The 18,146-nt window shown below is 58.8% G+C and carries 19 protein-coding genes; 4 read left to right on the top strand and 15 right to left on the bottom strand.

Translation table 11 applies throughout. The features are described from left to right. Positions 1-12: 12 nt before the first annotated feature. The 12 genes from LHAB_RS14180 to LHAB_RS14125 all read right to left on the bottom strand — a co-directional run bounded on the left by LHAB_RS14180 (position 13) and on the right by LHAB_RS14125 (position 11,898). Complete coding sequence (locus LHAB_RS14180) at positions 13-1,008, bottom strand: Ldh family oxidoreductase (protein WP_090047453.1); 996 nt, start codon at positions 1,006-1,008, stop codon at positions 13-15. Positions 1,009-1,013: 5 nt separating this feature from the next. Next, the gene (locus LHAB_RS14175; RefSeq protein ID WP_090047451.1) at positions 1,014-1,943 is read right to left on the bottom strand and encodes a hydroxyacid dehydrogenase; all 930 of its coding nucleotides are present in this window, start codon (positions 1,941-1,943) and stop codon (positions 1,014-1,016) included. 140 nt (positions 1,944-2,083) lie between these two features. Continuing rightward, positions 2,084-3,259: a UxaA family hydrolase gene (locus LHAB_RS14170; RefSeq protein ID WP_090047449.1), complete on the bottom strand. Its 1,176-nt coding sequence runs from the start codon at positions 3,257-3,259 to the stop codon at positions 2,084-2,086. A 42-nt stretch (positions 3,260-3,301) separates the two neighbouring features. Continuing rightward, complete coding sequence (locus LHAB_RS14165; RefSeq protein WP_090047447.1) at positions 3,302-3,583, bottom strand: UxaA family hydrolase; 282 nt, start codon at positions 3,581-3,583, stop codon at positions 3,302-3,304. Between the two features lie 283 nt (positions 3,584-3,866). Then, positions 3,867-4,868, bottom strand: coding sequence for an alcohol dehydrogenase catalytic domain-containing protein (locus tag LHAB_RS14160; protein WP_090047445.1), 1,002 nt, complete (start codon positions 4,866-4,868; stop codon positions 3,867-3,869). Positions 4,869-4,936: 68 nt separating this feature from the next. Beyond that, complete coding sequence (gene serC, locus LHAB_RS14155) at positions 4,937-6,142, bottom strand: 3-phosphoserine/phosphohydroxythreonine transaminase (RefSeq protein ID WP_194943193.1); 1,206 nt, start codon at positions 6,140-6,142, stop codon at positions 4,937-4,939. 69 nt (positions 6,143-6,211) lie between these two features. Further along, complete coding sequence (locus tag LHAB_RS14150) at positions 6,212-6,979, bottom strand: SDR family NAD(P)-dependent oxidoreductase (RefSeq protein ID WP_090047441.1); 768 nt, start codon at positions 6,977-6,979, stop codon at positions 6,212-6,214. A 52-nt stretch (positions 6,980-7,031) separates the two neighbouring features. Further along, entirely contained in the window at positions 7,032-8,345 is a 1,314-nt protein-coding gene (hisD, locus tag LHAB_RS14145) for a sulfopropanediol 3-dehydrogenase (RefSeq protein ID WP_090047439.1), read from the bottom strand. A 136-nt stretch (positions 8,346-8,481) separates the two neighbouring features. Continuing rightward, a complete protein-coding gene (locus tag LHAB_RS14140) occupies positions 8,482-9,537 on the bottom strand; it encodes an ABC transporter substrate-binding protein (protein ID WP_090047437.1) in 1,056 nt (351 codons plus the stop codon). A gap of 29 nt (positions 9,538-9,566) precedes the next feature. Next, complete coding sequence (locus tag LHAB_RS14135; protein ID WP_090047435.1) at positions 9,567-10,364, bottom strand: ABC transporter ATP-binding protein; 798 nt, start codon at positions 10,362-10,364, stop codon at positions 9,567-9,569. A gap of 26 nt (positions 10,365-10,390) precedes the next feature. Beyond that, positions 10,391-11,170, bottom strand: a complete 780-nt coding sequence (locus LHAB_RS14130) for an ABC transporter permease (RefSeq protein WP_090047433.1) — start codon at positions 11,168-11,170, stop codon at positions 10,391-10,393. Continuing rightward, positions 11,167-11,898, bottom strand: coding sequence for an ABC transporter permease (locus tag LHAB_RS14125; RefSeq protein WP_228763441.1), 732 nt, complete (start codon positions 11,896-11,898; stop codon positions 11,167-11,169). Before LHAB_RS14125 ends, LHAB_RS14130 begins: the two co-directional genes overlap by 4 nt. A 260-nt stretch (positions 11,899-12,158) precedes the next feature. Between LHAB_RS14125 and LHAB_RS14120 the strand changes: the two genes are divergently transcribed. After that, the gene (locus LHAB_RS14120; protein ID WP_090047428.1) at positions 12,159-13,193 is read left to right on the top strand and encodes a LacI family DNA-binding transcriptional regulator; all 1,035 of its coding nucleotides are present in this window, start codon (positions 12,159-12,161) and stop codon (positions 13,191-13,193) included. A gap of 27 nt (positions 13,194-13,220) precedes the next feature. Here LHAB_RS14120 and pdxH read toward each other — a convergent pair whose 3' ends face one another. Both pdxH and LHAB_RS14110 read right to left on the bottom strand, forming a co-directional pair. After that, complete coding sequence (gene pdxH, locus LHAB_RS14115; protein ID WP_090047426.1) at positions 13,221-13,853, bottom strand: pyridoxamine 5'-phosphate oxidase; 633 nt, start codon at positions 13,851-13,853, stop codon at positions 13,221-13,223. 73 nt (positions 13,854-13,926) lie between these two features. Next, entirely contained in the window at positions 13,927-14,541 is a 615-nt protein-coding gene (locus LHAB_RS14110) for a gamma-glutamylcyclotransferase (RefSeq protein WP_090047424.1), read from the bottom strand. A gap of 51 nt (positions 14,542-14,592) precedes the next feature. Between LHAB_RS14110 and LHAB_RS14105 the strand changes: the two genes are divergently transcribed. From LHAB_RS14105 to eda, 3 genes are all read left to right on the top strand, one after another. Further along, positions 14,593-14,814 (top strand): hypothetical protein, encoded by a 222-nt coding sequence (locus tag LHAB_RS14105; RefSeq protein WP_090047422.1) that lies wholly within the window; start codon positions 14,593-14,595, stop codon positions 14,812-14,814. 168 nt (positions 14,815-14,982) lie between these two features. Beyond that, the gene (gene edd / locus LHAB_RS14100) at positions 14,983-16,824 is read left to right on the top strand and encodes a phosphogluconate dehydratase (RefSeq protein ID WP_090047421.1); all 1,842 of its coding nucleotides are present in this window, start codon (positions 14,983-14,985) and stop codon (positions 16,822-16,824) included. Beyond that, positions 16,815-17,462 (top strand): bifunctional 4-hydroxy-2-oxoglutarate aldolase/2-dehydro-3-deoxy-phosphogluconate aldolase, encoded by a 648-nt coding sequence (gene eda, locus LHAB_RS14095; protein WP_090047419.1) that lies wholly within the window; start codon positions 16,815-16,817, stop codon positions 17,460-17,462. Before edd ends, eda begins: the two co-directional genes overlap by 10 nt. Here the strand turns inward: eda and LHAB_RS14090 are convergent, their stop codons facing one another. Next, positions 17,463-18,140 (bottom strand): SDR family oxidoreductase, encoded by a 678-nt coding sequence (locus LHAB_RS14090; RefSeq protein WP_090047417.1) that lies wholly within the window; start codon positions 18,138-18,140, stop codon positions 17,463-17,465. Positions 18,141-18,146 lie beyond the last annotated feature (6 nt).

The following is an 18,146-nucleotide window of genomic DNA, read 5'->3' as shown; positions in this document are numbered from 1 at the left end:
CTGAACGCCCCATCAGCAGAGCGAGCGGATCGTGTCCAGCATCGGCTGCGGCACCTTGAGGCCTGTTTGCTTGGCCGCTGCAAGCAATTGAAGGCGCCGTTGGCCTGGCAGGCGCACCCCTTCGTCTGACAGCATGGCCGCCACCAAGGCCTCTATACGCTCGCTGTAAACCGCATCACCCCCCAGTGCTTTGGGGTCAATGACAATGAAGGCTTGGCCCAGTTGAGGCTGATTGCCTTGCGGCTTGAAAAATGTATCCGCTTCGGCGCCAAAGTGGGCCCCGGTCAAGGTGGTGACCAGCAACTCCACCACCATCGCCAGCATGGCCCCTTTGGTGCCGCCGATGGCGAGCATGGAGCCTTCCAGCCCTTTTTTGGGGTCGGTCGTGGGGTTGCCATCTTGGTCGAGTGCCCAACCCAGCGGAATTGACTCGCCTTTGTCGGCAGCCACCATCAGCTTGCCGCGGGCCACCTCTGACAGGGACAGGTCGACACTGACCGGTGGGTGGCCGGTTCGGGGGAATATCGCTGCAATGGGGTTGGTGCCAAAAATGGCACGCTTGCCTCCGGCTGGCGGCATGGCTGCTGGTGAATTGCCACAGGCAATGCCGACCATGCCCGCGTCGGCCACAGGATCCAAGTGGTAAGCGGCCATGCCAAAGTGGTGGCTGTTGGTCACGGCGGCGATGGCGATGCCATGCTGCCGAGCCCTTGAAATGGCTTCTTCAATGGCCATGCGGCAGGCTGGAAAAGCAAAGCCATTTCCCGCATCGATCAGCACGGCGCTGGAGCGCTGGTTTTGAATCACTGGGACCGCATCGCCCACCACACGGCCCGCCTTGAGGTGGCTGACGTACATGCTCACTCGCGACAAGCCATGCGAGGGCAGGCCGCTGGCTTCGGCGGTGACCAGGGCCAGCGCTGTGGCATGGGCTTGGTCGGGAGATGCGCCGGCATGGCTCAGGGCCGCTTGCACCAAGCGGTTGATTTCATCAAAGGGGTGCGACATGGGGTTCAGGCTTTCAGGGCTTGCGCCACAGCGGACGCGATCATGGAGGAGACGCGCACATTGGATTCGGCGGTGACACCGGCAATGTGCGGGGTGAGAATGACATTCGAACAGCCTTGCCAGGGTGAACCCGGCCCAAGGGGTTCAGGCTCAAACACGTCGAAGGCCGCGCCGCCCAGGTGACCTTGGCGCAGGGCTGCGGCCACCGCCGCTTCGTCCACAATGCCGCCACGCGAGGTGTTGATGACAATGGTGCCGGGTTTCATCTGAGCAATGCGCTCTGCCGACAGCATGTTGCTGGTGGAGGGGGTGAGCGGGACGTGGAGGCTGATCACATCCGCTTGAGCGATGAGTTGGTCCATCGAGACAGATTGAACACCCGATTGGGACCACGCCGAATGGTCCATCGGCAACATGGGATCGTGTGCCACCACGCGCATGCCAAGGCACTGGGCCAATTTGGCGGTCAATTGACCAATGCCGCCAAAGCCCATCAGCCCCAAGCAGGTGCCTGAAATTTCCCGGCCGTTTGAGAGCGAGGCTCGCGGCCACAAGCCGCTGGCGACCTGTTCGCTGGACTGGTAGGCCCCGCGCCGCAAAACCATGGCCGTACCGATGACGTATTCGGCGACCGCCAGCGCATTCGCTCCGGTGGCAGGGATCACCTGTATGCCTTGCGCCTGGCATGCCGCCACGTCGATGTTGTCCAAACCCACGCCCAATCGCCCAATGACAGTGGCTTGCGCGCACGCTGCCAGCAAGTCGCCCCGCACTTGGGTTCGGTTGCGGACGATCAGGCCATCGGCGTTGGAGAGTTCAGCGATCAGGTGTTCGGTGTCATCGACCAGTTTCGGATCGTAGACAACGTGGAAGCTTGCGCGCAAAGACGCCACAGCCGACTCGTCCATGAACTCCGTGATGACAATCTTTTTCATGTGGGTCTGACTTTGTCGGCTTGGACGTCACGTATTTTGAAGACTTCGCACCCAAGTGAAAACCACCACTTGGTGCGCATGTGGAGACCCATGGGGTCAAGAAGGCGGGGCTGGGGACAAACCTCCAGCCCCAATCGCCATCAAGCACTTTCGAACAAACGGGTCATCACAAATTCGCGGTGGCCCAAGGCTTCTGCAGAAGTGAAGCGACCATTGATGGTTTGCATCATCATGTCGAGCAACAAATCACCGGCAGCATCCATGGTTTGCTCTTGTTGAAGCAAGCCCGAGCAGTCCACATCAATGTGCTCGCCCATCAGGCGAACGGTCCGAGGGTTGGCGCAGATCTTGATCACGGGCACGATGGCATTGCCGATCACGTTGCCTTGGCCTGTGGGGAAAAAGTGAACCGCAAAACCCGATGCGGCGCACAGGGTCACCATCTCGGCGGCGGCAGAAGAGGAGTCCATGAACCACAAGCCGGAGCCTGTGGGTGTTTCGGCCTTGCCCAACACGCCGTCCACCATGCATTCCTTGCCGATTTTTTGGATATTGCCCAGCGCTTTTTCTTCGATCGTGGTCAATCCACCCGCAATGTTGCCCTTGGTGGGCTGGGAGTCAGACAGGTCGGTGGTGGCGTGACGCTTGATCATGTCCTGGTAGTCGTTGAACATTTTCATGAAGTCTGTGCGCACCTGTTCTGTTCGGCAGCGCGCGGCCACCAGATGCTCGCCACCCGTCAACTCGGAGGTTTCGCCAAACACCAGCGTGGTGCCCAGGCCATAGAGTTTGTCAAAGGCATTGCCCACGGTGGGGTTGGCACCGCATCCTGAGGTGGTGTCGGATTCACCGCATTTGGTCGAAATCCAGAGGTCAGAGATCGGGCACTCCACGCGGTGCAAGCTGGTGGCGTGTTGCACCATCTTTTTGGCCGCCTTGGACGCGCGCATGATGGTGTCATGGTCGCCGTGGCCTTCGATGCCGAAACCCACAACAGGCTTGCCAGTGGCCGCAATACCGTCGACCACGGTTTTGGTCCAGCCGTCTTCGATGCCGATGACCACCACCGCTGCCACGTTGGGGTTGGAGCCTGCGCCAATCAAGGTGCGAAAGTGCAGCTCGAGGTCAGCGCCAAATTGCAAACGGCCATAAGGGTGAGGAATGGCCATGGTGCCCTTGACGGCATGGGCCACAGCTTCTGCCGCTGCGTTGGACAGGTCGTCCAGCGGCAAGATGATGACGTGGTTGCGAACGCCGACACGGCCGTTTTCACGGCGGTAGCCCCAGAAAGTGGTGTTTTTGTCAATGAGGGTCATGAGATAAGCCTTGAGAAAGAAGAGAGGGCAAGCAGTGCTGAATTACCAGCGCTTGGTCTTGATGTTGTGGACATGGGCGTGGTCGCCAATCGCAATGGGGGCAACCACCTTGCCAATGTCCGTGCCGTATTTCATGACCGTGTCACCCAGGGCCATGGCCTTCACCGCGACTTTGTGTCCGATGGGGATGGCCGCATTGGCTTTGATGGTGATGGTGCGGTTGTCGTCCAGGATGAGGGCATTCATGCTTTGACCGGCTTCGATGCCTTCAACGACGACAACAGCGACGCTGTCTTTTTCTTCATGCAGTACGCAATGGATCACAAAATTCTCCTTGAGTGGTTGGGGTAGGTTGGAACGCGGTGTGCCTGAATTCCCGATCCAAGCATGACGTCTGTTCTTGAAAATTAATGTAAATCATCTATATGAATTGAGGGGTTGGTGTTTACCCCATGAGGCAATGAAATCACGAGATTTTGAGGCGAACAGACAAGACCCAACCCTGCGGGTTGGGTCTTGGGTCCTGGATGAAGTTTGTCTCCTTGCCGCCAGCAGGCCCGCAAGTCCTGAAGCGATGCGATTGGCAAGCTGGGCGTATTGAACCCTGTCAGGGCAGCAAAACCATTTTGCTGGCGGCAATTTTGCCGCTGTCGAGGTCTGCAAAAGCCTGCGCACCATCGGCCATAGGCACACTTTCTACCCACGACAGGTCACCAAATGCACCTTCGTGCAACAACTTGACTGTCGCACGCAAATCTGCCGTGGTGTAGGTGTAAGTGCCCATCAAAGTGATCTCGGCCAAGGTGAGTTTGCGCATGTCGATTTCGCTGGCCCAGTCTTGCAATCCGATGTGCATGACCACGCCGCCTGGCTTGACGGCATTGAGGGCGGCAACCCGGGTGACCTTGCTTCCCACGGCATCGATGACGTAGTCAAAACCATTTTCTTCGGGGGATGCGGTGCGCGGGTCGTAGGTGATCACACCAGCGTGTTGTTCGGCCGATTGGCGGCGGAGCGGATTGACTTCGGCCAGTACCGTGCCGCGTGCGCCGTAATTTTTGAGCAACAAGGCGGCCAACATGCCAATCGCACCGCCGCCAATGATCAGCGTGCGATTTTCTGGCAAAGGCCGAGCCATGGCCTTGAGGCTCATGTTGATGGCATGCAGCGCAGTGGCGGCTGGTTCGGCCAAGGCCGCCTGAATGGCGGGCATGTCTTGGGGCATCTCAATCAGTGAAGCTGCCGGAATAGACATGAATTCGGCAAATGCACCCGGACGCGTCATGCCCACCATGGTGCGTCGGCTGCACAGGTTGTTGCGCCCTTGGACACAGTAGTCACAAACGCCACAGGTGATGAGCGGATTACCCGTCACGCGCTGACCGATGGCAAAGCCGGGTGCATCGGTTTTGACGATGGTGCCGCAAAATTCGTGTCCCAAAACCAGTCCAGGTTTGCGGCGCGGGTCGTGCCCGTGGTAGGCGTGCATGTCAGAGCCGCAAATGCCCACCGCATCAATGCGCAAAACGACTTCACCCGGAACCAATTCGGGTTCAGGGCGGTCCTGGATTTGGACTTCGAGTGGGTTGGTGTAGACGAGTGCTTTCATGGGGTGTGTTCCGAGTTAGGGCGTGGCTTGAATGGTTGGGTGCAGGCAGTCGATCGTTTGTTGGATGGTCAACATGACGCCGACGCATGTTTGGAGCGGCAGGTCTTCAAAAAATCGGTCATGAAGTCGGCCAAAGCCGCCACTTGATCCATGCTGACGCCGTTGTACAAACTGGCTCTCAAATACTTGCCAACCCCAAATGGGGTCAGCGTTCTTAAGCCGACGATTCCCCGCTCCCAGCCTTGGATCAAGAAGTGCCGCGTTGTTTCCTCGTCGCCACCCGCAACATCAAAGGGGATGTTCATGCGACTGCGGATGGAGGGATCTGCAATTGGGGTGGAATAAAAGCCCTCCGACTGGTCGATCAATTTGTACAACATGGCCGACTTGGCAACAGCTCGGCGTTCCATTTCACGCACGCCGCCCTGCGCGATCATCCACTCCATGTAAATGTTGACCACCTCGACGTTGAAGGTGGCGATGGTGTTCCACAAATTGCCCTCACGGGCATTGGTGGTGTAGCACAGGACGCCGGGGCAAAGTTTGCTGGGTGTGCCCAGCAAGTCCCGTCGAATGACACACAGGGTGAGGCCGGGGTGGCCGATGTTTTTGGATGCGCAGGCATACAGAACGCCCACATTGCAGCCCACCCAGTCAATGGGCTTGGTGGAAAAGTCGGACGATGCGTCAATCACCAGGGGTGCTTTGATGCCCAGCTTGGGCAACCGATGCAACTCAATCCCGTTCACCGTTTCATTCGAGCAAAGGTAGACGTACTTGGATTCGGGATCCAAATGCTCAAAGGAGGGGTTGTGGGTGAAACTACCATCTTGGTTCTCGGAGGAGACAACGACAGGGCGGCAGTATTTGGAGGCGTCGGTCAAGGCGCGTTTGGACCAGGTGCCGTTGACCAAATACGTCGCTTTTTCATCGCCGTTGGGACAGAGGTTCAGCGGCACTGCCGCAAACTGTCCGTGCCCACCGCCATGCATGAAAAGAATTTCATACTCTTGAGGAATGTCCATCGCCAAGCGGCAGCGTTGAACTGTGCTGGCCAGAATGTCTAAAAACTCAGGCGACCGATGCGAGAGGTACATCGAGCACATGCGCTCTGCGTCGAACAAGGCCTTGATGCTTGTCTGTACTTCTGCCGCAAGGGATGTGGGCCCGGGGCTGAAATTCAGCGGCTTCACACCGCTGGGGGGACACAATGATCCGAGCAAGGCCGGATGGGTGTCGGCTGGATTCAATGGAGCTGGGTCAATGCGGGTCATTTGATGGGTTCCAGAGAAAGCATTGACACGCCTGTGTGGCGACATGATTCTTTCATGTGTTTAAGGAGGCTATTTGGCGGTATAGCCACCGTCAATCATGATGGTTTGGCCCGTGATGTAGCTGGACGCATCGCTGGCCAAGAAAACAGCCAAGCCATGGATGTCTGAGAGCTCGCCATTTCTTCCTAAACAGGTTTGCGCAGCATTTCGTGCGACCAATTCCGGGTTGCCAAACACAGGTGCGGTCAAAGCCGTAGGAAAAAAACCAGGCCCGATGGCGTTGCAGGTGATCCCATGGGGGCCCCATTCGAGCGCCATGGCACGGGTGAGTTGAACGACGCCGCCTTTGCCAGCGCCATAAGGTGCGCTGTTGGCAAATGCCCGGTAACTTTGGAGGCTGGCGATGTTGATGATGCGGCCCCATCCTCGTTCCTTCATGGCAGGGGCCAGCGCCTGTGTGAGAAAGAAAGGGGCGCTCAGGTGGATGTTGATTTGGGCCATCCAGCTGGTCACTGAAATATCTGCAAATGGTTCTCGCAGATTGACGCCAGCCGCATTGATCAGGATGTCAACAGGGCCCAAGTTCAAGGCTTGCCGTGCACCTTCTTGCGCTGCCTCTGGCGAAGCCAGGTCGCAGACCAGTGTCTGAGCCGAAATGCCCATCGCTCTGAGCTTGTCAGCCGAATGTTGGAGCAAGTCGTGCCTGCGGGCCATCAAGACCAGATTGGCACCGGCCATCCCCAGAGCTTGCGCCATGGCTTCACCCAATCCAGAACTGCCACCTGTGACCAGAGCCGTTCGACCTGACAGGTCAAATGAAACAGGCGAAGTGCTCATGATGCAGAGCCTGACTGAACATGGGTGAGCTGTTTGAAGAATTCTTGCAGGTTCATACCTTCACCTGCTCACCCAGATCAAACTCTTGACCTGGAAAATACTTGGCCAATCGGTCATCGGCCGTTCTGGCATGGGCTTCCATGCCTTCGAGCCTTGAAATACGGGCTGTGGCCAGTCCAATGTCGCGCGCAGCGTCGCGTGTCATTTTTTGCCAAGTGAAGGTTTTCAAGAATTTGTGAACCGACAAACCGCCTGAATAGCGTGCCGCCCCCTTTGTGGGCAACACATGGTTGGGGCCACTGGCCTTGTCACCGTAGGCCACAGTGGTTTCTTCGCCCAAAAAGAGAGAGCCGTAGCATGTCAGCGATTGGAGCCACCAATCCAGGTCTTTGGCATGAACTTCCAGGTGCTCGCTGGCATACCGGTCCGAAATTTCCACCACTTCGTCGCGTGTGTCACACAACATGACTTCGCCATAGTCGCGCCAAGCACAGCCTGCAGCATCACGTGCCGTGGGGGGGAGCAAATCGATCAACTTGGGCACCAGCTTCATGACTTCTTCAGCCAAGCTTCGGCTGGTGGTGAAAAGCCAAGCGGGCGACTCGTGGCCATGCTCCGCTTGTCCCACCAGGTCGCTGGCAACGATGGCGGGATCTGCGGATTCATCGGCAATGATGCCGATCTCGGAGGGTCCCGCGAAAACGTCGATGCCGACTTTGCCAAACAAGGTGCGTTTGGCCTCCGCCACAAACTTATTGCCTGGCCCCACGATCACATCGGCGGGCTTGCCAGTGAACAGACCATTGGCCATCGTGGCAATCGCTTGCACCCCGCCCAAGGTCATGATGACATCGGCACCAGCTTTGTTGAAGGCATACAGCAAGTAAGGGTGCATCGGGCCGCCCCGGAAGGGGCCCGAGCAGGCGATGATGGTCTTGACCCCCGCTGCCTTGGCCGTTGCGACGCCCATGTAGGCACTGGCAATGTGCGCGTAACGTCCAGCTGGCGCATAGCAACCGGCCACGTTGACCGGCACCACGCGTTGGCCAGCTGTCACACCCGGGTGCAGTTCAACTTGGAACTCGGAGAGTGAGCGGCGCTGTGCTTGTGCAAAGTCAAACACCTGTTTGATGGCGAAATCGATGTCGGCCTTGACCTGTTCTGGCACATCACGCGCATTGGCTTCGATTTGTGCTGGGGTGACGATGACATCGCCTGTCCATTGGTCCAGATCTTTGGCGTATTGGCGCACCGCTGCTTCACCGTTTTGCTGGATCTCTGCCAGCATGGTGTTGACGACTTTTTGGGCCGTGGCCGTCTCGGTTTCGGGTGTCTTGTCCGCTTTTTTCAAATACGTGATGGCCACGTTCTTCTCCTTGTTCGGGTAATTTGCTCAAATCAAGGCAAATGGTTTTCCAAGCGCTTCATCAAAAGCACAAGGCATATCAAGATCGGAATGAACTGGGCGCCATGCTCGATGCATGGCGTCCCAGTGGGGTGGATTACCGGGTTGAGTTGGCCATGTCGCGCAGCTTGGCGTCTGCCTGAACCAATTTCAAGTACTCGTCGGTCACGAAGTCAGCCACAGCTGGAACTTGTTGAACCGCGCCTGTTTCACGCATGAAGCCAGACAGTTCGGTGAACCAGCCATCCATCTTCGAATTGGCTGCGCCGCCTGTGCGTTCCATGTTCTTGAGTTGTTGCGCCAGGTTGAAGGTGGGGCGGGTATCAAACTCTTTGTTCATGGCTGCATCGCTGATGCTGACGCCACCCTTGGCATAAAAGTCTTTCATCATGCGAATGGCTTCGGGCCGGTTCACGCTCATCCAGCTCCAGGCGCGCAGGTAAACCGCCAGGAATTTGGCAACGTTCTGTGGGTTTTGCTTGGCATAGTCACCGCGTGCGATCAAAGCACCGGGCACGATGGCGCCACTGTCCTTGCCGCTGCACAGCATTTTTGCGCCAGCTTTTTCTTCCACCGTATAGGTGTTGGGTGCCCACATACCCGCCAAGTCAGAGTTGTTGGAAGACAGTGCCGAAATGATTTCGGCTTGCCCCATGTTTTTCATGACCACATCGGATTTTTTCAGGCCGTACTTTTTCAAGCAAGCCTGCACGGCGAAGTCAGCCGTTGAATTTTGAGTCAAGGTGATGGTCTTGCCACGCAGAGCGCCGGCGGGGTCTTTGGCGAAATCAGCGGCTGCTTTGCTGCTGCCCACCAGGCCATTGGCTGCCGATTCGTCGTTCGTGACACCGATGGTTTTGATACCGAAACGAACATGGCCCAACACGGCTGGCACCGAGCCAGTGCCGCCTACATCCCAAGATCCTGCTGCTGAAGCTGCGATTTGGGGAACACCCGCTGGGAATGTCGAAAATTCGGGTGCCAAGCCCACGTCTTTCCACCAACCTTTTTCAGTGGCAATGTGAAAAGGCAAGGCCCAATAAAGAGAGGGTTGGTAGCTGATCTTGATGGGGGTCAGCGCTTGCGCGTGTGCGGTGCTGTTCAAGCCCAGAACAAGGCTGATACCAATGGCGGCTGCTGCGAGTTTTTTCATGTCGATGTCTCCTTGAGTTGGTGGTTGCTTCAATGATCCGTGCCCGCGTGCTCTTCACGCAAAGACTTCCAGATTCGGGTGCGCAAATGGACAAAGCTTTCCAAGTCCATCACGTCTTCAATTTTGCTGTGGCGGTCCCATTGCTCGGCTTCACGAACGGACTTCACATCCAGAATTTCCTTGATTTTCCCTGGGCGGCTGGTCATGACCACCACGCGATCGGCCAGGTAAACCGCTTCTTCAACCGCATGGGTGATGAAGAGCACGGTACGCGGGTTTTTGCGAGCCAACTTGACCAGTTCCTCTTGCATGACCACGCGGGTCTGAGCATCGAGAGCACCAAAGGGCTCATCCATCAGCAGAACTTGCGGGTTCAAGGCATAAGCTCGCGCAATTGCAACGCGTTGTTGCATCCCGCCTGAGAGTTGATGCGGGTACGCGCTTTCGTAACCTTTCAGGTTCATCAGCGCGATGTAATGGGCGATCAGACTTTCTCTTTCATCTTTGGCAAGGCCTTTGCTGCGCAAACCAAAGTCGATGTTGTCATGAACCGTTTTCCAAGGAAACAGGGCGAACTGTTGAAAAACAACCGCACGGTCTGGGCCGGGCCCAGTCACCTGCACATCGTTGACCTTCACGCTGCCTGAACTTGGAAATTCAAGGCCAGCGGCCATGCGCATGCAAGTGGTTTTGCCGCAACCTGATGGGCCGACGATGGCCACGAATTCTTCGTCTTGAACCGTGAGGTTGATCTTGTCAAGGATCAGAAAGTCTTTGCCGTCGCGCTCAAAAACGCGGCTGACATCGGTGAACTGGATAGTGGCCATGTAGTTATTTCTGTAAAAGAGACTTCTCAAGCATTCCTGTGTTTGAGCAGGAGCTTTTCCAAGCGACGAATCAGTATGTCGATCACCACGCCAATGGCACCGATGGCAATCATGCCCACCATCACGGTGTCCGTGGCCAATGCACTTTGTGCGCGCACAATCAAATTGCCCATTCCACTGCTGGCGACGATGAGCTCAGCGCCCACGAGCGAGAGCCAACCCAGGCCTGCACCAATGCGCAGTCCTGCAATGATGGACGGCACGGCAGCCGGGAAAAGCACTTCTGTGATGGTTTTGAAACTACCGACGCCCAGCATGCTGGCAGCTTCGAGGAAGCGAACTTCGACATTGCGTGCGCCGCGATAAGCGTTGATCAAGCAGGGCGGGAAAGCGCCGGCAAAGATGATCAATGTGGGGCCGCCGATGCCCGTGCCAAACCAGAGCGCTGCAAATGGCACCCAAGCCACAGGGGCGATGAACCGCACGCCATCAAAAATGGGGGTAATCACATCGTCCAGCAGTCGAAACCAGCCCATGGACAAGCCCAATGGAATGCCCACAAGAGCGGCCAACCCAAAGCCCATGCCAAACCGCTTCAAACTCGCGGCCATGTGCTCCGGCAGGGTGGCGCCTGCAAAGGGTTTGTCCATCAGTTCGATCAGTTTGAACAAAACCTCATGGGGCATTGGCAAGAATTGGGGGGGTGAAAAGTGCAGTGCCCGTGCCAAATACCAAAAGGCAAAGAAGGCCACCGTGCCCGTGACGGTCAAACTCCAAAAGTGCTGTCGACTCAGTGCTTTTTTCATGTGGCCACTCTTCCTTTGCGCCAGGGCATCGCATGGTTCTCCAGAGCGCCCAGTAGCCAAGTTGTGGAGGCACCGCAGATGCCCACAAAGGCCATGGCGACCAAAATCATGGCCGGGAAAATGTCCTGAGCGGCCTGGTTCAAAATGCTTCCAAGACCATACAGGGCCCCGATGAGTTCAGCCGCGACCAGCGTAGTCCAACTCGCTTGCAATGAAAGTCTGAGACCCGTGAAGATCATGGGCATGGCCCCCGGCACCAGAACTTCTGACACCATGCGCCACCCTTTGATGCCCAGCATGCTGGCGGCCTCCATCACGGGTGTTTCGATGTTGCGAACGCCTGTGTAGCTGTTGATGACCGACGGCACAAAGGCGGCCACAAAAATCACCAAAATCTTGGAGCCATCCTCGAGGCCCAACCAAACAATCGCCAAAGGAATCCAAGCCAGAGGTGGGATCGGGCGCAAAAGCAAAAATGCGGGATTGATCAGTGCTTCGGCACGGCGTGAATAGCCCATCAGCAAGCCCAGTGGGACTCCGACACCAACAGCCACAGCAAACCCCATGGCCACGAGTTTCAAACTGTGAAGCACATGCTGGTGCAGCTTGCCGTTGCCATACCCTTCTGTCTGAATGAATGTGAACGCACTCAGCACTTCATCGGGGCGGGGAAATCGTGAGGGATTGATCCATCCGGTGACCGTGGTCGCAAGGTACCAAATGATCATCAGCAGCAAGATCGTGGCGATCCCGACAACGCTACGACGTTGATTTCTTCTTTGGGCCAATCCCACCATGCTTCCTTTCAGCGGTTTTCAGGAAATAGCTTCCAGAATGTAAGCGCTTGCAAGGACTTTGAATTTGTTGGCATCCCTTGTCAATCACGAAAACCCGAATTTGCTTGAAACCAAGGGAAAACACCGAATTTTTTTGGAAAGCGCTTACATTTTTTCCCGCCTGCTTGGTTTCTTATGGCATGCTAATTCCCATGAAACCCCGCATCACCATCGAGGAAGTCGCACGTTTGGCTGGCGTTTCTACAGCGACCGTTTCGCGCGTGCTCAGCAGACCCGATGTGGTTCGAACCCGCACTCAAGAACAAGTGATGGCGGCAGTCAGGCAGCTGGATTACCAACCTGATGCGGCGGCCCGTGCTCTGGCCTCTGGTCGCACGCACACGGTGGGATGTGTCATACCGACACTGGACCACGCTATTTTTGCCCGCAGCACGCAGGCGATGCAGACCACGTTGGCACAGGCGGGCTATCAGTTGTTGGTGGCCAGCCATGAGTACGATCCCGACACAGAATTTGAATTGGTGCGTGCCTTGCAGCAGCGCGGCGTGGATTCTTTGGTTTTGGTGGGAACCGACCATGCACCACGCCTGTGGAAGGCTTTGAGCGACTGGCGCAAGCCAACGTTGCTCACCTGGTCCTGTGATCCTCGTCTGCCGTCTTTGGGCTTTGATAACGAGGGTGCGGGTCGAATGGCGGCAAAGCATTTGCTGGAACTTGGGCACCGACGCATTGGTGTGATCTCAGGCTTTACCACCCACAACGATCGGGCACGCAGCCGTGTCGATGGCGTGCGCCAATTACTCGCGCAGGCAGGATTGTCTTTGCCCGACGAGTGGGTCACGCAGCAGGCTTTCAATCTTGAAGGCGGCCGTCTCGGTTTGCGTCAGCTCATGGGTGCGCGGCAAAAACCCACCGCCCTTTTTTGCGGCAATGACCTGTTGGCAGTCGGCGCTTTGCTGGAAGCTCAGCGCATGGGCCTGAGCATTCCCGATGACCTGTCCATTTGTGGGATCGATAACTCTGAAATGGCTCAAGCGATCAACCCCGGGCTGACGACAGTGAGTTTGCCGACGCAGGACCTGGGTCGCATGGCGGCCAAATCCATGTTGTCTGCCATTTCCGGTGAAGTGGTCCCCGCGCAATCGCTGTTGCCATTCGAGCTGGTGATTCGCGGCAGCACAGCGGCACCTCGAAAATCACGGACCGTATCGCGGCTCGGACAATGAGCGCGCTGAGCCGTTGGTGAAAGCCGACTAAGGCGCCAATCGCTCGCGCAGCCAGCCCTTGTCCTTTGGCGTGTAACGCAATCGGTCATGCAAGCGGCTCTTGCGCCCTTGCCAGAACTGCCACTGGTCGGGCACCAGGCGGTAGCCCCCCCAGTGGGGCGGGCGGGGTGGGTTGAGCATGAATTGCGCCGCGTATTTCGCTGCGTTGGTCACCAGCACGGTGCGGCCGTCGATCACCTGGCTTTGCGGCGAGGCCCAAGCGCCGATGCGCGAATCGAGTGGACGGCTGTGAAAGTAGGCATCACTTTCTTCCTCGCTGACTTTTTCCACCCGGCCTTCGATGCGCACCACACGCTCGAGTTCAACCCAATGAAACTGCAGCGCTGCAAAGGGGTTGCCGGCCAGTTCCAAGCCTTTTTGGCTGTCGTAGTTGGTGTACCAGACGATGCCGCGCGCATCGCAACCCTTGATCAGCACCACCCGGGTGCTGGGGCGCAAATTGCTGGCCACGGTGGCCAGTGTCATGGCATTGGGCTCGGGCACTTCGGCGGAGATGGCTTCTTGCAGCCATTGCTCAAATTGCTGGAGAGGGTCAGCGTGGGAGGCGTTTTCGTTGAGCTCGGCTTTTTCGTAGCTCTTGCGCAGGTCGGCAATGTTCATGGCGCGAGTATAGGCAGGAGCTTGCGGGCTTGCTTTGCTTCAAGTCAGACCATGCCACCCAGCGCAGGACATGTCAGTCGGCATGGCGCAACAAAGCGGCCAGCGCACGGTCTTCGATGCCGTGGGCCCGCAGGCTTTCGAGGGTTTGGCGGGCATAGTCCAGCGTGGTGCCAAAGCGCCCGCAGGCCTGCTGAAAAATGTGCCGGTAGGTTTCGGCAGGCAATTGCCCTGTGAAGCTGGGGCTGCTGCGCGGCAAGGTAAAGGCCAGCGCCTGAACGGGGCCATGCGGCGTGTTGCAAGGCAGCCAGTTGGGGGTGTAGACATCCATGGGCATTTCCCGCTCCCACAGCCGCACCAGCACCTCGTCGGCTTGGTCCCGAGCCACCCGGTAAGCCACGCCCTGGCAGCTGCCGCCGGGCAACAAGGCAAACACCAGGCCCGGACACTCGGGGCTGCCCCGGTTCAGCCGGCTCCACATTTTCAGGGCCCGGTGCCAACCCCAGACGCGGCTGATGTGTTGCTCTTGCGCCTCGAACTCGGGTCGCCACAAGAGCGAGGCGTAGCCAAACACCCACAAATCCCGGCCCGCCGTTTTGGCCCGAAATTGATCGAGCAAAGCGACCTGAAAGGCTGTGGTGCGGTCTGCGGCCTTGCGCGTGGTTTGCCCATCGTTGGCAGTGTCAGTCATGTGCAGTCGGGCCCCATTACAATCTGCCCACTATTTTCGGAGAAAACCAACATGTCGACCCCTCAAGATGACAATCAACCCGTAGTTTGGGCCGTTTTGGTGGCCGTGATCGTGCTGGCCGTGGGCTTGGCGATTGGCTTTGGCATTGCCAAGAGCAAAAAAGCTGCGCCTGCAGCGCCAGCAGTGGTCACAGCCCCTGCCGCTGAGGCCTCTGCGCCAGCAGCCGAAGCTTCTGCAGCCCCTGCCGCAGCGGAGGCATCTGCCGCCAAGTGAGGCCTCAACGGCGCTTGCAAAAACCCGCCTCGGCGGGTTTTTTTACGTCTTCAATCCACCATTGACGGGTTGTACCCCTTATCTAACGCGTGGAATGCACCCCAACAGGTGAACGCGGTTACCATTGATGATGTAATTTTGTTACCAAGTCTGCCAAGGCCCCCGTCCATGACCCTTCATCCGATTTTGGCAACCGTCACCGCCCGCATCACCGAGCGCAGCCGTGCAACACGTCAAGCTTATTTGCAAGTGGTCGATGCGGCCGCCAGCCAAGACCCTGGTGCACAGCGCCTGGGATGTGCCAACGTGGCCCACGCCTTTGCGGCCATGCCCGAAGGCGACAAGGCGCGCGCCACGGCCCTCGACAAGATCAAAGTGGTGGCCCCGCGGGCACCCAATATCGGCATCGTCAACGCCTACAACGATTTGTTGTCGGCCCACGCGCCACTGCAACACTACCCCGACCTGATCAAAGACGAAGCCCGCAAGCTGGGCGCGACAGCCCAAGTGGCCGGCGGCGTGCCCGCCATGTGCGACGGCGTGACCCAGGGCACACCCGGCATGGAGCTGAGTTTGTTCAGCCGCGATGTGATCGCCATGGCCACTGCGGTTTCGCTGAGCCACGACGTGTTTGACGCCGCCTTGATGCTGGGTGTGTGCGACAAGATCGTGCCGGGTTTGCTGATTGGGGCTTTGCAGTTTGGCCATTTGCCCACGGTGTTTGTACCGGCAGGCCCCATGACCAGCGGCCTGTCCAACAACGAAAAATCCAAAGTGCGCGAGCAAGCTGCGCAAGGGCTGGTGGGCCGCCCGGACTTGCTCGCCGCCGAATCGGCCGCTTACCATGGCGAGGGCACCTGTACTTTTTACGGCACCGCCAACAGCAACCAGATGTTGCTCGAGGCCATGGGCCTGCATGTCCCAGGCACCGCTTTCATCAACCCGGGCGAAGGTGTGCGGGCCGAGTTGACCCGCGAAGCCGCACGCACCGTGCTGGCGCTGGTCAAGGACAAAAATTTCACGCCCATTGGCCGATTGGTGGACGAGCGCTGCATCGTCAACGCGATGGTGGCCTTGCTGGCCACGGGTGGTTCGACCAACCACCTGATCCACTGGGTGGCGGTGGCGCGTGCGGCGGGCATCGTGATCGATTGGGACGATTTCTCGGCCCTGTCGGAAGTCGTGCCGCTGCTCACCCGCGTGTACCCCAACGGCAGCGCCGACGTGAACCAGTTCCAGGCCGCAGGCGGCCCGGGCTATGTGATTCGCGAGTTGCTCGATGCGGGCCTGATGCACGCCGATGTGTGCACCGTGCGTCCCGGCGGACTGCGTGAATTCACCCGCATTCCATCCGCCTCAAACGGCCAATTGGTCTGGCATGAGGCCGGAGCCAGCCAAGACGACACCGTGGTGCGCCCGGCCAGCAGTCCGTTCAGTGCCTCGGGTGGTCTGAAATTGCTGCAAGGCAATTTGGGCCGCAGTGTGATCAAAATCTCTTCTGTGCCAGAAGAACTGCACACCCTGGAAGCCCCGGCCCGCGTGTTCAATTCTCAGGACGAATTGCAAGCGGCGTTCAAGGCAGGCGAACTCGACCGTGATGTGGTGTGTGTGGTGCGCTGGCAAGGCCCGCAAGCCAATGGCATGCCCGAGTTGCACAAACTCACGCCGCCACTGGCCGTGCTGCAAGGCAAGGGCTTCAAGGTGGCGCTGGTCACCGACGGCCGCATGAGTGGCGCCTCAGGCAAAGTGCCTGCGGCCATCCATGTCTCGCCCGAAGCCGCTGCCGGTGGACCGCTGGCCAAGGTGCAAGACGGCGATGTGATTCGCCTCGATGGCGTGGCTGGCACCCTGCACGTGCGGGTGAGCGAGGCCGAATGGGCCGCACGCCCACTGACCCCGATGCCTGACGCATTGCGTGCCGCCAACGGCGTGGGCATGGGCCGTGAACTGTTTGCCAACCTGCGCCGCAATGCGCTCAAAGCCGAAGAAGGAGCCTGCACATGGCTGTGAGTCTGAGTGGAAAATTGACTGCCCTGCAAGTCATGCAGGACGCACCCGTGATCCCCGTGATCGTGTTGAACGATGTGGCCCACGCTGTGCCCATGGCCCGGGCGCTGGTGGCCGGCGGCATCCGCATGCTCGAAGTCACGCTGCGCACCCCACAGGCGCTGGCCTGCATGGAGGCCATCGCCCAAGAAGTGCCCGGTGCTGTGGTGGGGGCTGGCACCGTGCGCAGCCCGGCCGACGCGGCTGCGGCGGCCAAAGCTGGTGCCCGTTTTGCGGTCAGCCCCGGCTACACCCGTGCGGTGGGGCAGGCCTGCCGAGACCAGGGTTTGTCGCTGTTGCCAGGTGTGGCCACCGGCAGCGAAATCATGATGGCGCAAGAAGACGGCTACACCGAACTCAAGTTCTTTCCCGCCATGCAAGCAGGCGGCCCGGCCATGCTCAAGGCTTGGAGCGGTCCGTTTTTTGATGTGAAGTTTTGCCCCACAGGCGGCGTCACGCCACAAAACGCCCATGACCTGCTGAGCTTGTCCAATGTGGCTTGCGTGGGCGGCTCTTGGTTGGTGCCTCCCGACGCAATGGCCCAGGGCGACTGGGCGCGCATCGAGGCACTGGCGCGTGAAGCCAGTCGCTTGCCGCGCTGATCAGCGCACGGCCCAGCCGCCCGACATCGGGAACACCTGGCCGACAAAGCAACTGGCCGCGTCGCTGCACAGGTAGGCCACAAAGCGGGCGTCTTCTTCGGCCTTGACCAGCCGGCCCAGCGGCACCTCGCGTTTCAGGCGTTCCTGAAAGCGGGGATTGGCCTGCACCTCGGGCGGGAAGTAGGTGGGGTTGTCGACAAAATTTTGTGCCACGGCATTGAGCTGGATGTTGTCCGGCGCCAGTTCCACGCCCGCAGCCTGCACATAGGCCAATTGCGCACCGCGTGCCGCGCTATAACTGGCAGCGCGCTTCATGCCGCGCAGTGCCGAAGCGCTGCCCATCACCACGATTTTGCCGCCGCCGCGTGCCTTCATGCCAGGCACCACCGCCCGCACCAGGCGGGGCAGGGGGTCGACCATGACCTCAAACACCTGCCGCCACTCGGCTTCGTCAATGAGCGTGACGGGTGTGGACGGCGCTGGCAGTGCCAGGTTGATCACCAGCGCATCGAGCGGGCCGGCTGCCTCGATCACGGCCTGCGCGTCCAGCGGATGGGTGAGCAGTCGCTCGTCGGCGATCACTTCGGCGCCGCAGGCACGCAGCTCGTGGCACAGGGCCGGGCCCATGAAATCTTGGGCCTGGGTCACCAGAATGCGTTGACCAGTCAGTGAGGTCATGGTGGG

Source organism: Limnohabitans sp. 2KL-27 (assembly GCF_001269345.1).
In the GTDB taxonomy this organism is placed as follows: domain Bacteria; phylum Pseudomonadota; class Gammaproteobacteria; order Burkholderiales; family Burkholderiaceae_C; genus Limnohabitans_A.
This window is presented reverse-complemented; position numbering and strand designations above follow the sequence as displayed.

Bases quoted from the DNA above. Each gene is read 5' to 3' on its own strand.
- LHAB_RS14180 (WP_090047453.1), bottom strand. From the start codon at position 1,008: ATGTCGCACCCCTTTGATGAAATCAACCGCTTGGTGCAAGCGGCCCTG.
- LHAB_RS14175 (WP_090047451.1), bottom strand. From the start codon at position 1,943: ATGAAAAAGATTGTCATCACGGAGTTCATGGACGAGTCGGCTGTGGCG.
- LHAB_RS14170 (WP_090047449.1), bottom strand. From the start codon at position 3,259: ATGACCCTCATTGACAAAAACACCACTTTCTGGGGCTACCGCCGTGAA.
- LHAB_RS14160 (WP_090047445.1), bottom strand. From the start codon at position 4,868: ATGAAAGCACTCGTCTACACCAACCCACTCGAAGTCCAAATCCAGGAC.
- serC (WP_194943193.1), bottom strand. From the start codon at position 6,142: ATGACCCGCATTGACCCAGCTCCATTGAATCCAGCCGACACCCATCCG.
- LHAB_RS14150 (WP_090047441.1), bottom strand. From the start codon at position 6,979: ATGAGCACTTCGCCTGTTTCATTTGACCTGTCAGGTCGAACGGCTCTG.
- LHAB_RS14140 (WP_090047437.1), bottom strand. From the start codon at position 9,537: ATGAAAAAACTCGCAGCAGCCGCCATTGGTATCAGCCTTGTTCTGGGC.
- LHAB_RS14135 (WP_090047435.1), bottom strand. From the start codon at position 10,364: ATGGCCACTATCCAGTTCACCGATGTCAGCCGCGTTTTTGAGCGCGAC.
- LHAB_RS14130 (WP_090047433.1), bottom strand. From the start codon at position 11,170: ATGAAAAAAGCACTGAGTCGACAGCACTTTTGGAGTTTGACCGTCACG.
- LHAB_RS14125 (WP_228763441.1), bottom strand. From the start codon at position 11,898: ATGATCATTTGGTACCTTGCGACCACGGTCACCGGATGGATCAATCCC.
- LHAB_RS14120 (WP_090047428.1), top strand. From the start codon at position 12,159: ATGAAACCCCGCATCACCATCGAGGAAGTCGCACGTTTGGCTGGCGTT.
- pdxH (WP_090047426.1), bottom strand. From the start codon at position 13,853: ATGAACATTGCCGACCTGCGCAAGAGCTACGAAAAAGCCGAGCTCAAC.
- LHAB_RS14110 (WP_090047424.1), bottom strand. From the start codon at position 14,541: ATGACTGACACTGCCAACGATGGGCAAACCACGCGCAAGGCCGCAGAC.
- LHAB_RS14105 (WP_090047422.1), top strand. From the start codon at position 14,593: ATGTCGACCCCTCAAGATGACAATCAACCCGTAGTTTGGGCCGTTTTG.
- edd (WP_090047421.1), top strand. From the start codon at position 14,983: ATGACCCTTCATCCGATTTTGGCAACCGTCACCGCCCGCATCACCGAG.
- eda (WP_090047419.1), top strand. From the start codon at position 16,815: ATGGCTGTGAGTCTGAGTGGAAAATTGACTGCCCTGCAAGTCATGCAG.
- LHAB_RS14090 (WP_090047417.1), bottom strand. From the start codon at position 18,140: ATGACCTCACTGACTGGTCAACGCATTCTGGTGACCCAGGCCCAAGAT.